Annotated in this window: 18 protein-coding genes, 1 tRNA gene and 1 other RNA gene; 11 read left to right on the top strand and 9 right to left on the bottom strand. The window is 24.5% G+C overall.

All coding sequences use genetic code 11. The features are described from left to right. Positions 1 to 10: 10 nt before the first annotated feature. The 3 genes from AOQ89_RS03075 to murA are packed head-to-tail and all read left to right on the top strand — an operon-like array spanning position 11 to position 1,668. Complete coding sequence (locus tag AOQ89_RS03075) at positions 11 to 121, top strand: hypothetical protein (RefSeq protein ID WP_080873092.1); 111 nt, start codon at positions 11 to 13, stop codon at positions 119 to 121. A gap of 7 nt (positions 122 to 128) precedes the next feature. After that, on the top strand, positions 129 to 398 hold the full coding sequence (locus AOQ89_RS02330; RefSeq protein ID WP_080873094.1) for a BolA/IbaG family iron-sulfur metabolism protein: 270 nt from the start codon (positions 129 to 131) through the stop codon (positions 396 to 398). After that, entirely contained in the window at positions 367 to 1,668 is a 1,302-nt protein-coding gene (gene murA, locus AOQ89_RS02335; RefSeq protein ID WP_080873096.1) for a UDP-N-acetylglucosamine 1-carboxyvinyltransferase, read from the top strand. The genes AOQ89_RS02330 and murA overlap by 32 nt, the downstream gene beginning before the upstream one ends. Positions 1,669 to 1,711: 43 nt before the next feature. Here murA and AOQ89_RS02340 read toward each other — a convergent pair whose 3' ends face one another. Together AOQ89_RS02340 and AOQ89_RS02345 are read right to left on the bottom strand one after the other, a co-directional pair. Beyond that, positions 1,712 to 3,082 (bottom strand): Do family serine endopeptidase, encoded by a 1,371-nt coding sequence (locus tag AOQ89_RS02340; protein ID WP_080873098.1) that lies wholly within the window; start codon positions 3,080 to 3,082, stop codon positions 1,712 to 1,714. 29 nt (positions 3,083 to 3,111) lie between these two features. Continuing rightward, entirely contained in the window at positions 3,112 to 3,525 is a 414-nt protein-coding gene (locus tag AOQ89_RS02345) for a ZapG family protein (RefSeq protein WP_080873100.1), read from the bottom strand. Between the two features lie 158 nt (positions 3,526 to 3,683). Here AOQ89_RS02345 and rplM point away from each other — a divergent pair, with 158 nt between their 5' ends. Next, a complete protein-coding gene (gene rplM, locus AOQ89_RS02350; RefSeq protein ID WP_080873101.1) occupies positions 3,684 to 4,112 on the top strand; it encodes a 50S ribosomal protein L13 in 429 nt (142 codons plus the stop codon). A 13-nt stretch (positions 4,113 to 4,125) separates the two neighbouring features. Next, positions 4,126 to 4,512 carry a 30S ribosomal protein S9 gene (gene rpsI / locus AOQ89_RS02355; RefSeq protein ID WP_143715385.1) on the top strand — a complete coding sequence of 129 codons (387 nt, stop codon included), beginning with the start codon at positions 4,126 to 4,128 and terminating at the stop codon, positions 4,510 to 4,512. Between the two features lie 9 nt (positions 4,513 to 4,521). Here the strand turns inward: rpsI and AOQ89_RS02360 are convergent, their stop codons facing one another. Continuing rightward, positions 4,522 to 5,106 (bottom strand): BON domain-containing protein, encoded by a 585-nt coding sequence (locus AOQ89_RS02360; protein WP_080873103.1) that lies wholly within the window; start codon positions 5,104 to 5,106, stop codon positions 4,522 to 4,524. A 26-nt stretch (positions 5,107 to 5,132) separates the two neighbouring features. Between AOQ89_RS02360 and AOQ89_RS03045 the strand changes: the two genes are divergently transcribed. The 3 genes from AOQ89_RS03045 to rnpB all read left to right on the top strand — a co-directional run bounded on the left by AOQ89_RS03045 (position 5,133) and on the right by rnpB (position 6,347). Further along, complete coding sequence (locus AOQ89_RS03045) at positions 5,133 to 5,399, top strand: SAM-dependent methyltransferase (RefSeq protein ID WP_243469333.1); 267 nt, start codon at positions 5,133 to 5,135, stop codon at positions 5,397 to 5,399. Continuing rightward, complete coding sequence (gene rsmI / locus AOQ89_RS02365; protein ID WP_342585753.1) at positions 5,390 to 5,986, top strand: 16S rRNA (cytidine(1402)-2'-O)-methyltransferase; 597 nt, start codon at positions 5,390 to 5,392, stop codon at positions 5,984 to 5,986. Before AOQ89_RS03045 ends, rsmI begins: the two co-directional genes overlap by 10 nt. Before the next feature lie 10 nt (positions 5,987 to 5,996). Continuing rightward, an RNA gene (gene rnpB, locus AOQ89_RS02370) (RNase P RNA component class A) lies at positions 5,997 to 6,347 on the top strand. 10 nt (positions 6,348 to 6,357) lie between these two features. Here rnpB and AOQ89_RS02375 read toward each other — a convergent pair. From AOQ89_RS02375 to rpsU, 6 genes are all read right to left on the bottom strand, one after another. Then, positions 6,358 to 7,245: a TerC family protein gene (locus AOQ89_RS02375; protein ID WP_080873105.1), complete on the bottom strand. Its 888-nt coding sequence runs from the start codon at positions 7,243 to 7,245 to the stop codon at positions 6,358 to 6,360. A gap of 3 nt (positions 7,246 to 7,248) precedes the next feature. Further along, positions 7,249 to 7,321, bottom strand: a tRNA-Ile gene (locus tag AOQ89_RS02380). 46 nt (positions 7,322 to 7,367) lie between these two features. Further along, complete coding sequence (rpoD, locus tag AOQ89_RS02385; RefSeq protein ID WP_080873107.1) at positions 7,368 to 9,176, bottom strand: RNA polymerase sigma factor RpoD; 1,809 nt, start codon at positions 9,174 to 9,176, stop codon at positions 7,368 to 7,370. Between the two features lie 14 nt (positions 9,177 to 9,190). Then, a complete protein-coding gene (locus AOQ89_RS02390) occupies positions 9,191 to 10,156 on the bottom strand; it encodes a DNA primase (RefSeq protein ID WP_080873109.1) in 966 nt (321 codons plus the stop codon). A 5-nt stretch (positions 10,157 to 10,161) separates the two neighbouring features. After that, positions 10,162 to 10,929, bottom strand: a complete 768-nt coding sequence (locus AOQ89_RS02395) for a CHC2 zinc finger domain-containing protein (protein WP_080873110.1) — start codon at positions 10,927 to 10,929, stop codon at positions 10,162 to 10,164. Positions 10,930 to 10,958: 29 nt separating this feature from the next. Then, complete coding sequence (rpsU, locus tag AOQ89_RS02400) at positions 10,959 to 11,174, bottom strand: 30S ribosomal protein S21 (protein ID WP_080873112.1); 216 nt, start codon at positions 11,172 to 11,174, stop codon at positions 10,959 to 10,961. Positions 11,175 to 11,244: 70 nt separating this feature from the next. On the opposite strand from rpsU, the gene tsaD reads away from it, so the two are divergent. From tsaD to AOQ89_RS02415, 3 genes are read left to right on the top strand one after another with little or no spacing between them, the layout of a single operon-like run. Continuing rightward, a complete protein-coding gene (gene tsaD, locus AOQ89_RS02405; RefSeq protein WP_080873114.1) occupies positions 11,245 to 12,264 on the top strand; it encodes a tRNA (adenosine(37)-N6)-threonylcarbamoyltransferase complex transferase subunit TsaD in 1,020 nt (339 codons plus the stop codon). Positions 12,265 to 12,272: 8 nt separating this feature from the next. Next, positions 12,273 to 12,629: a dihydroneopterin aldolase gene (locus AOQ89_RS02410; protein WP_080873116.1), complete on the top strand. Its 357-nt coding sequence runs from the start codon at positions 12,273 to 12,275 to the stop codon at positions 12,627 to 12,629. Between the two features lie 3 nt (positions 12,630 to 12,632). Further along, on the top strand, positions 12,633 to 12,911 hold the full coding sequence (locus AOQ89_RS02415; RefSeq protein WP_080873117.1) for an undecaprenyl-diphosphate phosphatase: 279 nt from the start codon (positions 12,633 to 12,635) through the stop codon (positions 12,909 to 12,911).

Genomic DNA, 12,911 nt, shown 5'->3' on the forward strand with positions numbered 1-12,911 from the left:
AAGAATAAGTATGATAATTACCAAACAAGGAGAATGGTCACAAATCTTACAAAGAAAAGGAATAGAAGGTTTAATAAAATATTTACAAAATTCTTCAAATAAAAAAATTGTCCTAAAGTAAATACAGTATGAATAATAATAACATGAAAGAAATAGTCAAAAAAATAAAAAAAAATTTACAAAAAAAATTTTTTACAAAAAAAGTATATATTTCTGAAACACTAGAAAATTTAATGATCATAGTAGTAAGTAATTATTTTGAAAATATGAGTCTTTTAGAAAGGCAAAAAAATATATATAAAGTAATTACTGGATATATTACAGATAAGACTATACATTCTGTTTCTATAAAAACTTATACTTTAAATGAATGGAAAAAACAAAAAAATATCGAGTAAAAAAAAATTAGATAAATTTTACATTAAAGGGCCTACTAGATTGTTTGGAAAAGTAAGAGTTTCTGGAGCGAAAAATTCTGCTTTACCTATTCTATTTGCTTCTCTTTTGACAGAGTTTCCTATAGAGCTAAAAAATATTCCAAAACTTAAAGACATAGAAAATACTGTAAAATTATTAAAATACTTAGGAGCAAAAATAAAAGAAAGAAATAAATGTTTTTATGTAGATACTAGTAGCGTAAATAAATTTTGTGCTCCATATGAATTAGTAAAAGATATAAGAGCTTCAATATGGTTATTGGCTCCTCTTCTTGCTAGATTCGGAAAAGGTAGAGTATATTTACCTGGAGGATGTTCGATAGGTTCTAGACCAATAGATTTACATATAAAAGGTTTGCAAGAATTAGGAGCAAAAATAAAAATAGAAAATAAATGCATAATAGCTAGAACTTCAGGAAGATTAGAAGGAAAAATTATTTCTATGAAAAAAATCAGCGTTGGAGCTACTTTAACTATTATGAGTGCTGCTACTTTAGCTAAAGGAACAACAGTAATTGAAAATTCTGCTAAAGAGCCGGAAATTGTAGATACTGCTAATTTTTTAATTGGTTTAGGAGCAAATATTTTTGGTGCTGGAACTGATACTATCATTATTAAAGGTGTTAAGACTCTACAAGAAAATAAGAGTATTTATAAAATACTTCCTGATAGAATAGAAACAGGAACATTTCTTGTAGCTGCTGCAATCTCAAGAGGAAAAATAGTATGTAAAAAGACTTGTCCAAATATTTTAAGAAACGTAATTTTAAAATTAAAAGAGGCAGGAGCAGATATAAAAATTGGGAAAGATTGGATAAAGCTAAATATGCATGGAAAAAGACCAAAAGGAGTAAAAATTTATACTGCTCCCTATGATGGTTTTCCAACAGATATGCAATCGCAGTTTAGTTTACTAAACTTGGTGGCAAAAGGAAAAAGTTTAGTTACAGAGAATATATTCGAAAATAGATTTATGCATATACCTCAACTTAAAAGAATGGGAGCTAAAGTAAAATTTACTAAAAAAAATACTATATTGTGTCATGGAGTAAAAAATTTATTTGGTACACAAGTAGTATCTACAGATCTTAGATCTGCTGCAAGCTTAGTATTAGCTGGATGTATAGCTCATGGAATTACAGTAGTGAAAAAAGCTTCTTATATAGACAGAGGATACGAAGATTTTGAAAAAAAAATGCAAAAAATAGGGGCGAATATAAAAAGAATGTAGATTTTTTAGAATGCAACCTATTTATTGTTGCATTCTAAATTTTCTATTTTATTAAAAGAAATATGCTTGCATTTCCTCTAATAATATTTAGAGCAATAACAGAAAGTTTTTCTTTAAGAGCTTTCTTTAATTGTTCTATATTTTCTATTTTTTCTCTATTAATTCTGATTATTACATCTCCTTTTCTGAGTCCTATAGAATATGCTGGAGAATGCTTTAAAATTTCTTCTACCATTACTCCTCTTGTTCCATCTGTTAATTGAAAATTTTTGAATATAGCACCTTGTAGAGCAGGATTAAATACTTCTTTTATAAGAGAGTTTTTAGAATCGTCGTCTAAAATTGCATATATCGTATGCAATTTTCCATTTCTTAGTACTCCCAATTTTACTGTTTTTCCTGGAAAAGCTATACTTATTTTTGCTCTTAGCTCAGAAAAGCTATTTATTTTTTTGTCTTCTACAGATACAATTATATCTCCTGCCTTTATTCCAGATTTCTCTGCAGCAGATTTAGGCATTACCTCATTTACAAAAGCACCTTTTTGAATATCTATATTAAATGCTTTTGCTATATCTGCGTTTAATTCAGTTCCTTTAATTCCTAGTTGTCCTCTCTTAACTTTTCCATAAGTAATTAGTTGTTGACTTAGATGTTTTACAATATTACTAGGTATAGCGAATCCTATTCCTATATTTCCTTCTGAAGGAGCAAGTATAGCTGTATTAATTCCTACTAATTCTCCCTTTAGATTAACTAAAGCTCCTCCGGAATTTCCTCTATTAATAGAAGCATCAGTTTGTATAAAATTTTCTAATCCTTCTACATTTAATCCGCTTCTTCCTAATCCAGATATAATTCCAGAAGTTGCAGTTTGTCCTAATCCGAATGGATTTCCTATAGCTATTACAAAATCTCCTACTTTAATTAGATCAGAGTCTGACATTTTAATTTCTATAAGATTTTTTACATCAGATAATTTTAATATTGCTAAATCAGTTAATTCATCAAAACCATTTAATTGAACTGAAAATTCTCTTCCATCGTATAATTGTACTTTTATTTTATCAGCTCCTTTAACTACATGATAGTTAGTAATTATGTATCCTTTATTTGAATCTATAATAACTCCCGATCCTATTCCTTCAAATTGTTTTGTTCCATTTCCTGGAATATCAGGTCCAAAAAAGTATCTGAATTCTTTAGGTATAGGATTTTTTTTCAAAAGTTGTGTTCCTTCTACATGTATATTAACTACTGTAGGTAAAACTCTTTCTAGCATAGGAGCTAAAGTAAATTGTTCAATTTTTTCTTCTGATATGTTTTTTACAATAGGTATACTAGAATTGGAAGTAAAAGGAAAAGAAAAAGTAATTTTTGTTATTAAAGTTAAAAGTATCAGTATTTTTTTCATATTTGTCTTAAAAGTTTTATTCGTTCAAGTTATTTTGTTTTATTATTTTTTTCACCTTTTTTGAGAAAAAATCTTTTTTTGATTTCTGGATAATCTATAGGTTGTATTTTTTTTGTATCAAAATAGTAAAAATCATTTTCTAATTCCGAATAAAATTGAGAAAAAGGATTTTTTTCCAATATTTTTTTTTGCAGTAGAAGTTTTGAAGTTTTCTCCATATGATGATACAGTTTCTTTTGTTCTTTAGAAATGTTTTGTAAGATTTTTGAAGAAATTAAAAAGTATTTAATTAGTTCTTCTTTGCATTGTTCTATTTGAGTATTTCTTTTCGCGATTTCTTCTCTTTTTTTTTTATTTTGGTATTTCTTCTTTTTTAAATAAAATATTATAAAGAATAAAAAAAATATTAACAAAAAAGAAGATAAAGAGTATATTAGTTTCATAAGAGTCTTAAAAATATTTTTACTTAATAAATAATAGCTTTTAAATTATAATAAATAAATATTTTTATAAAAAAAATAAAAAATAATTTTATTGAAGATAAAATTTTACAAAAAAAAATTTTTTGTTAATATAAATTTATTTCGAATATTTTATAAGAATGAAAACATTTGTAGCAAAAAAAAATTCTATTCCGAAAAAATGGTATATTATAGATGCGAAAGGGAAAATTTTAGGAAGAATTTCTACAAAAATAGCATCTATACTAAGAGGAAAAAATAAACCAGAATATACACCAAATATAGATGTAGGAGACTATGTAATTGTTTTGAATGCAAAATACATAAAAGTAACTGGAAGAAAAGAACAGAAAAAAAAATACTATAGATATACTGGATATGTAGGAGGTCTTAAAAAAAGCACTTTTTCAGAAGTTTTTAAAAAAAATTGTAAAAAAATAATATATCTCTCTGTAAGAGGAATGATGCCTAAGGGTCCTTTAGGAAGAAAAATGCTGAAAAAACTAAAAATATACGAATTTAATGTACATAAACACACTGCACAAAAACCAAAAGTACTAAAAATATAAAATGAGAAAAGAAATGGATTTTTATTATGCAACAGGAAGAAGAAAGAGTTCTTCTGCAAGAGTTTTTTTAAAACCTGGAGATGGAAAAATCACTATTAATAAGAAAATTTTAGGTAAGTATTTTAAAAAATATAGTTCTATAAAAACTGTTTTGCAACCTCTAAAGATTTTAAATCTTTTAGAAAAATTCGATTTATATATTACAGTAAAAGGGGGAGGAATATCAGGTCAATCTGAAGCAATCAGACATGGTATAGCAAGAGCTCTTCTTAATTATAATGAAGATTTTAGAAATACACTAAGAAAATTTGGTTTTATAACTAGAGATTCAAGAAAAGTGGAAAGAAAGAAAGTAGGTCTTAGAAAAGCTAGAAGAAGCACACAGTTTTCTAAAAGATAACTATCTATTCTATATTTCGTTACTTGTGGCTACTATTATTTTTTTAACTTTACTAATTCTATTAATTATTTGTACAGCAATTTTTTCTATTTTTTGATCGGCATATCCAAATAAAAATACTTCTTGATTTTCTGTAAAAAAAATTATTTTTAGTAATTCTTTTCTTTCTTTAGAGAAAAAAAATTTTTCGTATATTTTTGCCGTAATGAGACTATCGTATAGTATTCTTTTTTTCGAAATAGGTTTTTGTACTCTAATTTGATTGTGCATAGTTTTTATATACTGTATATTTCTTATTTTTTTAACTATTTTTTTTAAAATTTCGTAACTTTCTGCTTGTCCTGCAAGAATAATTTTTTTTTTATAAATTCTACTAATTATTCTTGCCTTTTTTTTAATTTCTTGATCTTTTGATAAAGAATACAGTACTTTTAATCTAATATTAAAATCATCTATTTGTTCTCCTAAAGATCTAGAATCTGAAGATGTTTTTGCAATAATTGTTGCAGAACTAATTATAGTAGTACTTATACATCCACAAAGATTAAGAAAAAGTAAAATAAAAAAAATTTTTTTTTGCAATAAAAAATTCATACAATTATTATACACAGGTTAACTTTATGAATTCCAGTAAATATAAAAAAAAAACACAAAGTTCTTTATATATAGTTGCAACTCCTATTGGAAATCTTTCTGATATTACTAAAAGAGCTATTCAAGTTTTACAAAAAGTAGAAATTATAGCAGCAGAAAATATACTTAAAACAATAAATTTACTGAATAAACTCAGAATAAAAAAAAAATTGTATTCTTTAAATAAAAATAATGAAAAAAAAAAACTAAATTTTTTATTTCTCAAATTCAAAATGGTAAATCAATTGCTTTAGTTTCAAGTTCGGGTACTCCTTTAATTAGTGATCCTGGATACATTTTAGTGAGAAACTGCCAAATTCTTAAAATACGTGTAGTTCCCATACCTGGACCTTGTTCTCTAATAGCTGCAATTTCCGCTTCTGGAATGTGCTCTAAAAGATTTTGCTATGAAGGATTTTTGCCAAAAAAAAGGAATAAAAGAATAAAAAAATTAGAATCTATAATTTTTTCAAGCAAAACAACTATTTTTTTTGAATCAAAACATAGAATTTTAGAAACACTACAAGATATTCAAAAAGTTTTTGGAAAAGAAAAAAAAATTGTTCTTGCTAAAGAAATCAGCAAAATTTGGGAAAAAATTGTATTTGAAAAAATAATAAATATTTTAGAATGGATAAAAAAAGAAAAAAAAAATTCTTTTGGAGAAATGATAATACTTATAGAAGCAAATAAACTAAAAAATTCATACTTTCCAGAAAAAATCATAGAAACTTTTAAAATTTTAAGAAAAGAACTTAGCAAAAAAAAAGCTATAAAAATTACTGCTAAAATTCATAGGGAAAAAAAAAGAAATATCTATAATTTTTTTTCTAAAAAATAGAATTTTTAATTGAGTTGATTAAAATAGTCGCTTGTACGAAATATAAATTTTGTATAAGAGGAAAGTCCGGACTTCATAAGGCAGGGTGCCAGATAACTTCTGGGAAATATAAAATATTTACGAAAAGTGCAACAGAAAAAATACCGCTTGTTTTTGCAAGTAAGGGTGAAATGGTATGGTAAGAGCATACCGCATTTTTGGTAACAAAAATGGCATTGCAAACTCCACTTGAAGAAAGGCTAAGTATAGTTTAGTTCGCCTGACTAATAAACTAGGGTAAGCTGATTGAATTAATATGCGAATATTAATCTAGAAAAATGACTATTTAAAACAGAATCCGGCTTATTAATCAACTCTTTTTATTTAAAATTTTATTTTTTATTAAAAATACTTAAAAAAGAAAAAATTATAAAATTAGCGATCATAAAAAATAAAGACAACAAGTTTGATATTAGAAAAATTTTCATAAAAAGCATTTTTATACCTATAAATATTAGTGTATTTGCTAAAATATATCTAAAAAAAATAAATTTTTTTTTCATATGAAGAATTAAAAAATACAATGATCTTATTCCGAAAATAGAAAAAAAATTTGAAGAAAATACTATCAAATTATCTTTAGTAATTATTAAAGAAGTGGCTATACTATCTATAGAAAAAATTATGTTACTTACTTCTATAAAAAGAAAAATTAAGAATAGTTTTTTAGATAAATATTTTTTTGTAATAAGTACTTTATTTAAAAATTTTTGATCTTTTTTTCTATTTTTTTCAAAAAAAATTTTCAATCCAGAAAAAAATAAAAAAGCCCCCATAAAATAGTAAATTTGATGGAACTTTTGAAAAAATTTTATTCCAAATTGTATTAAAAAAATTCTGTTTAATAAAGAAAAAATTATCCCTGTTTTTAGTATTACGTTTTGTTCTTTATAAGAAGTTTTAGATTTTTCGAAAATCAGAATCCAAAAAAATATGTTATCTATAGAAAGACTTTTTTCTATAATATAACAATTTATAAATTCTAAAATTTTTCTATTTGCTATTTCTTGTCCTTTTAAAAAATAAAAGTTTATCCATACTAAAATAGAAAAAATAAAGGCACAAATAATCCATAAAATTGTATTCTTTATTGATTTTTTTAAATTTATTATTGAATCTTTTTGAAATACGTAAAAAAAAATTAAGTAAAGAAATGAAGAAATAAAAAAAATATTCCAAAATACAGGTTTTAAATTAAAATATTCGAAAAGTTTTATCATTTTTGGCCCCTGCTGGATTTGAACCAGCAGCCTAACGATTATGAGTCGTTTGCTCTAACCATTGAGCTAAGGGGCCTTTTTTATCTTTAGATCTACTCATCTAAGAAGCTTTTTAGTACTTCTTATCTGCTTGGATGTCTAAGTTTTCTAAGAGCTTTTGCTTCTATTTGTCTAATTCTTTCTCTGGTAACATCGAATTGTTTTCCAACTTCTTCTAGAGTATGATCAGTATTCATATCTATACCAAAACGCATTCTTAGTACTTTAGCTTCCCTCGCTGTTAGACTTCTTAAAATCTCGTGAGTAGCAGATCTCAAACTTTCTGATGTTGCAGATTCTAAAGGTAATTCTAAATTCGTATCTTCAATAAAGTCTCCTAAATGAGAATCTTCGTCATCACCTATAGGAGTTTCCATGGATATCGGTTCTCTAGCTATTTTAAGAACTTTTCTAATTTTTTCTTCTGGAATTAGCATTTTTTGAGATAGTTCTTCTGGAGTTGGTTCTCTTCCTATTTCTTGCAAAATTTGTCTAGATATTCTATTTAATTTATTTATAGTTTCTATCATGTGTACTGGAATTCTGATTGTTCTAGCTTGATCTGCTATTGATCTTGTTATGGCTTGTCTAATCCACCATGTAGCATAAGTAGAAAATTTGTATCCTCTTCTATATTCAAACTTATCTACTGCTTTCATCAATCCTATATTACCTTCTTGGATTAAATCTAAAAATTGTAGTCCTCTATTCGTATATTTTTTTGCTATTGAAATAACTAAACGTAAATTTGCTTCTACCATTTCTTTTTTAGCTCTTTTTGCCTTAGCTTCTCCTATAGACATTCTTCTATTAATATCTTTTATTTTTTCTACACTCAATCCTGTCTTTTTTTCTATTTTTTTGAGTATTTGTATTTTTTTTCTTATTTCTTGATCAAATTTTTTTAGATTTTTTATCCAAGGTTTTTTGATTTTATAGATTTTTTCTAACCAATCTGTATTTATATTTTTTCCAGAAAAAATACTTATAAACACATTTTTTGGAACTTTACTCTTTTTTACAAAGAATTCCATAATTTTTCTTTCCTGTATTCTAACTTTTTTGATCATTTTTCTGGTTTTTTTAACTAAAAAATCAAATTGTTTTGGTACTAATCTAAATTTTTGAAATATTTTAGAAAGTTCTGAAAATTCTTTAATTGTATTTTTATGATTTCTTCCATTTTTATAAATTGAGTATTTTATTTTATTATACTGTTTTTCAAGTTTTAAAAATTTCTTTTTGGCTAAATTTAGATCAATCATATTTTCTTCTTCATTTTCGCTATCAGAATTTCTAAATATTTCTTTTTCTTTACAAAAAGATTTTATTGAATTTCTTTGATTTTTTTGAAAAAAAGAAGAACTTTCTATCTTTTCATTCTGATCTATAAAACCTGCAATAATTTCAGAAAGTTTTATTTTTCCAGATTTAAATTGGTAGTATTGCTTTATTAAGTAATTAATAGATTCCGGATATTCTGCTATAGAGCACTGTACTTCGTTAATTCCGTCTTCAATACGTTTAGCTATATCAATTTCTCCTTCTCTAGTTAATAGTTCTACTGTTCCCATTTCGCGCATATACATTCTTACCGGATCAGTAGTTCTTCCTATTTCCGATTCCACGCTAGATAAAACGTGAGCTGCTGCTTCTTCAGTATCTTCTTCAGAATCAGATGTTGTATCTATTAATAATAAGTCTTCTATATTTGGTGCATCTTCCGTCACCCTAATTCCCATATCATTTATCATTTGTATTATATCTTCTATTTGATTAGAATCCACAATATCTTCTGGCAAATGATCATTAATTTCAGAAAAAGTTAGGTATCCTTGTTCTTTTCCTTTAGTTACTAATAGTTTAAATTGAGATTTCGGATTGTGTTCCATAAATTTTTAATTAGTTAGATACCGTTGATTCTATTTTGAAATATTTTTTTACTAATTGACCAAAGTTCCCTTTTTTCTTCTTTTTTTAGACCTTCTTTTCTTTCTTTAAAAATTAGAAAATTTCTTCTGTTTTCTAAAATAGAATTTAAAACTTTTTTAGTATTATTTAAAAACACTTTTTCTATTTCTTTTTTTTCTATCATATGATTCCAAGAGGATAAAGTTTTCATTTTCTTATAGAATCTTTTTTTTTTATAGTGTTTTAATAATTTTTTAGTACTAATTTTTGGATTTTTTTTGCATACAGATAGCATATCAATAAAAATTTTAATTCCTGGAATACAAGCATTTTTTAAAGAATTAAGATTTGCAACTATTCTATACAATTTTGGATTCTCTAACAATAGAGCAATCAAAATTTTAGTACTGCTATATTGAACTTTAAGTGTATTTTTTTCGTATTCTCCAGTATATGTAAACATATTTCGTATTTGAAATGCATCAAGAATACCTATTTTTTTTCCTAATTTACTAAAAAATACAGATCTTGTGTTTTTTCCTGGTATCAATTCAATTAAAGAATTAATGACTTTACAAATATATATTTTATTAAAATCATTCAAAACACGAATTTTAGTAAATAAAATTTTGAATATATAATCAAATATTCCAAGAGATTTTTTTATCATCTTCTTAAAACCTTCTTTTCCTATTTTTTTTATTAAGGAATCTGGATCTTCTTTGTTAGGCAGATCTAAAAATTTTGCATTTCTTCCATCTTTTAAAAAAGGCAATATTTTTTTTATACTTTTTCGCATAGCAGATTTTCCTGGAAAATCACCATCATAACAAATAATGATTGTATTTGTAATTTCGTAACATTTTTTAATTTGTTCTGTAGTTAAATTAGATCCTAGAGTAGATACTGCATTTTTAATTCCATACTGTGATAGAATTATAACATCTATATATCCTTCCACAATTATTAGGCTATCGATTTTTTTTTTTTAATTTCATAAATTCCGTATAGTATTTTTCTTTTTTTAAAAAACTTATTTTCTATAGAATTTAAGTACTTTGGAACAGCATTATTTAAAGCTCTTCCTCCAAAACCAATTGTGAAACCTAGAGAATTTCTTATGGGAAACATAATTCTATTACGGAAAAAATCAAATACTTTTCCATTTTTATTACAATGTAAAAAATTTAATTTCTTAAGTTCACTAAAAAAATTTTTTTTATTTTTTGTATTTCTATTTAAATACGAAAGAATTGAACTAGAAAATCCAATACAATACTTTTTAATGCTTGAAGAATTAATTTGTCTTTTTTTTAAAAAAGAATAGAGTAGATTTACAGTTGAATTATGCATTTGCTGATTATAAAAATTTTTCATATACTCATTTACTGCAAAAAAATCAGTTTTTTTCTTATCGAATATATTTTTTATTTTTTTTTTAGGTATTTTTATTCCATAAAAACTAGACAATTCTTTTATAGATTCCAGAAATCCTAATTTTTCGTACTTCATAATAAAATTTATCGCATTTCCATAAGTTTTGCATCCAAAACAATAGTAAAATTGTTTTTTCTCATTCACTACAAAAGAAGGAGATTTTTCAATATGAAAAGGACAAATTGCAGTAAAGTATTTTCCTGATTTTTTTAAAGAAATTTTAGAACTAATTATTTCTGTAATACTAATAATTTCTAACAATTTTTTTATAAAAGATTCTGAAATTTTTTCATGCATGAAATAGTATTTAATATAGAAATGTACTATTAATAAAATTTAAATCTATTTAATTTCTCTCTAGCTAATTTTTTAGCATGTCTCTTAATAGCAGAAACTTTTGCTCTTTTTCTTTCTGTAGTTGGTTTCTCGTAAAACTCTCTTCTTCTAACCTCAGATAAAATTCCTGCTTTTTCACAAGATCTTTTAAATCTTCTTAAAGCAACTTCAAATGGCTCATTATCTCTAATTTTTATAACTGGCATAAAATAAATTTTTAAATTAATATATCCTTACTTTTATAATATATTTTTTTTAAAAAAATTCAATAATAATATGAAGATCTTAGGCATAGAAACTTCCTGTGATGATACAGGTATAGCAGTATACGATGAAAAAAAAAAAATTATTATAAATGAACTAAGAAAACAAAAAATACACAGCAAATACGGAGGAGTAGTACCAGAATTAGCGGCAAAAAATCATGTAAGTAATATAGAATTTTTAATAAAAAAAATTTCTCTAAATTATAAATTCGATTTGAATAAAATAGATGCTATTGCATATACAGCAGGGCCAGGATTGCTAAAATCTTTAATAGTAGGATCTACATTTGGAACTTCTTTATCGTATTTTCTAGATATACCTTTAATAGCTATTAACCATATGGAAGGACATTTACTTTCTCCATTAATCACTAAAAAAATAGATTTTCCTTTTCTTTGTTTATTAATATCAGGAGGTCATACACAATTAGTAGTTGCAAAAAAATTTGGAGAATATAAAATTATAGGAGATACCTTAGATGATGCAATAGGAGAAGCATTTGATAAAGTTGCTAACTTTTTAGGACTAAAATATCCTGGCGGAGAAAAAATATCAAGATTGGCAAAATTTGGAATACCAAAATCTTACAGTTTACCTATTCCTATGATTAAAAATAAAAAAGATATGAATTTTAGCTTTTCTGGATTGAAAACTGCCACTAAAAATTTAATTACCTCTGTTAGAATAACTAAAAAAGTCAAAAGTAATATATGTAGATCTTTTCAAGAGACTGTTGTAAAAATGCTTTTGATAAAATGTAAAAGAGCTATAAATTTTACTAAAATAAATAGAATTTGCGTATCTGGAGGAGTAAGTTCAAACTCTTTTTTAAGAAAATCTTTTAAGTCTTTTGCAAATGAAACAAATACAAAAATATTTTTTGCGAATAAAGAATATTGTACAGATAATGCAGCAATGATAGCATATGCAGGATATTTGCATTTTAAAAAAAAGAAAAATTTTCAGAAAAATTTAGAAATATTTTTTGATCCAAATTGGTCTATAGAAAACTCTCATAAGAATTTTTAATACACTATATGTATACTATATTTGTAAAAAATCTTTCGTTTTATGCAAAAGTAGGAATATACGATTGGGAAAAAAATAAAAAACAAAGGATTGTGTTTGACGTAAAAATAGATTTTAAGAACTTTCCTAATCTTAAGAAAAACAATATGAATCAATTTGTAGACTATGATTTTATAGAAATTTTGATCAGAAAAATTATTAAAAACAATCATTTTCCTCTTTTAGAGGATATAGTTTATGAAGTAATTAAAAAAATTAAAAAAAAATTTAGTTCTTTTAGAATTTCTATAAAAATTAGAAAGGGTTCAAATCAAATAAATTCTAAAAATTTTGGCATTATAGTCAAAAAAAAAGTAAACTTTTAAAATATGAAGCAAGATTTTTTATTCTATTTTTTTGCAGGAATAATTTCTGGGATTACAGAATTTTTTCCTATTTCTTCTACAGTTCATGTTAGTATTTTCTCTAAAATATTTAAAAATATTTCTTATGAAACAATAGATTTACTTAATTCTTTCGCGCAATTGGGATCTGCTATTATAGTTATAAAGAAATTTAAATCCTACTATTTTAAAATTTGTAATTTTTTTTTACGTTTCCTTTACAGAAAAATTTTAAAGATTTTAATATATATCAAATTTTTTTAG

The sequence above is a fragment of the bacterium endosymbiont of Pedicinus badii genome (assembly GCF_002075085.1).
Taxonomy (GTDB): domain Bacteria; phylum Pseudomonadota; class Gammaproteobacteria; order Enterobacterales; family Enterobacteriaceae; genus PRUG.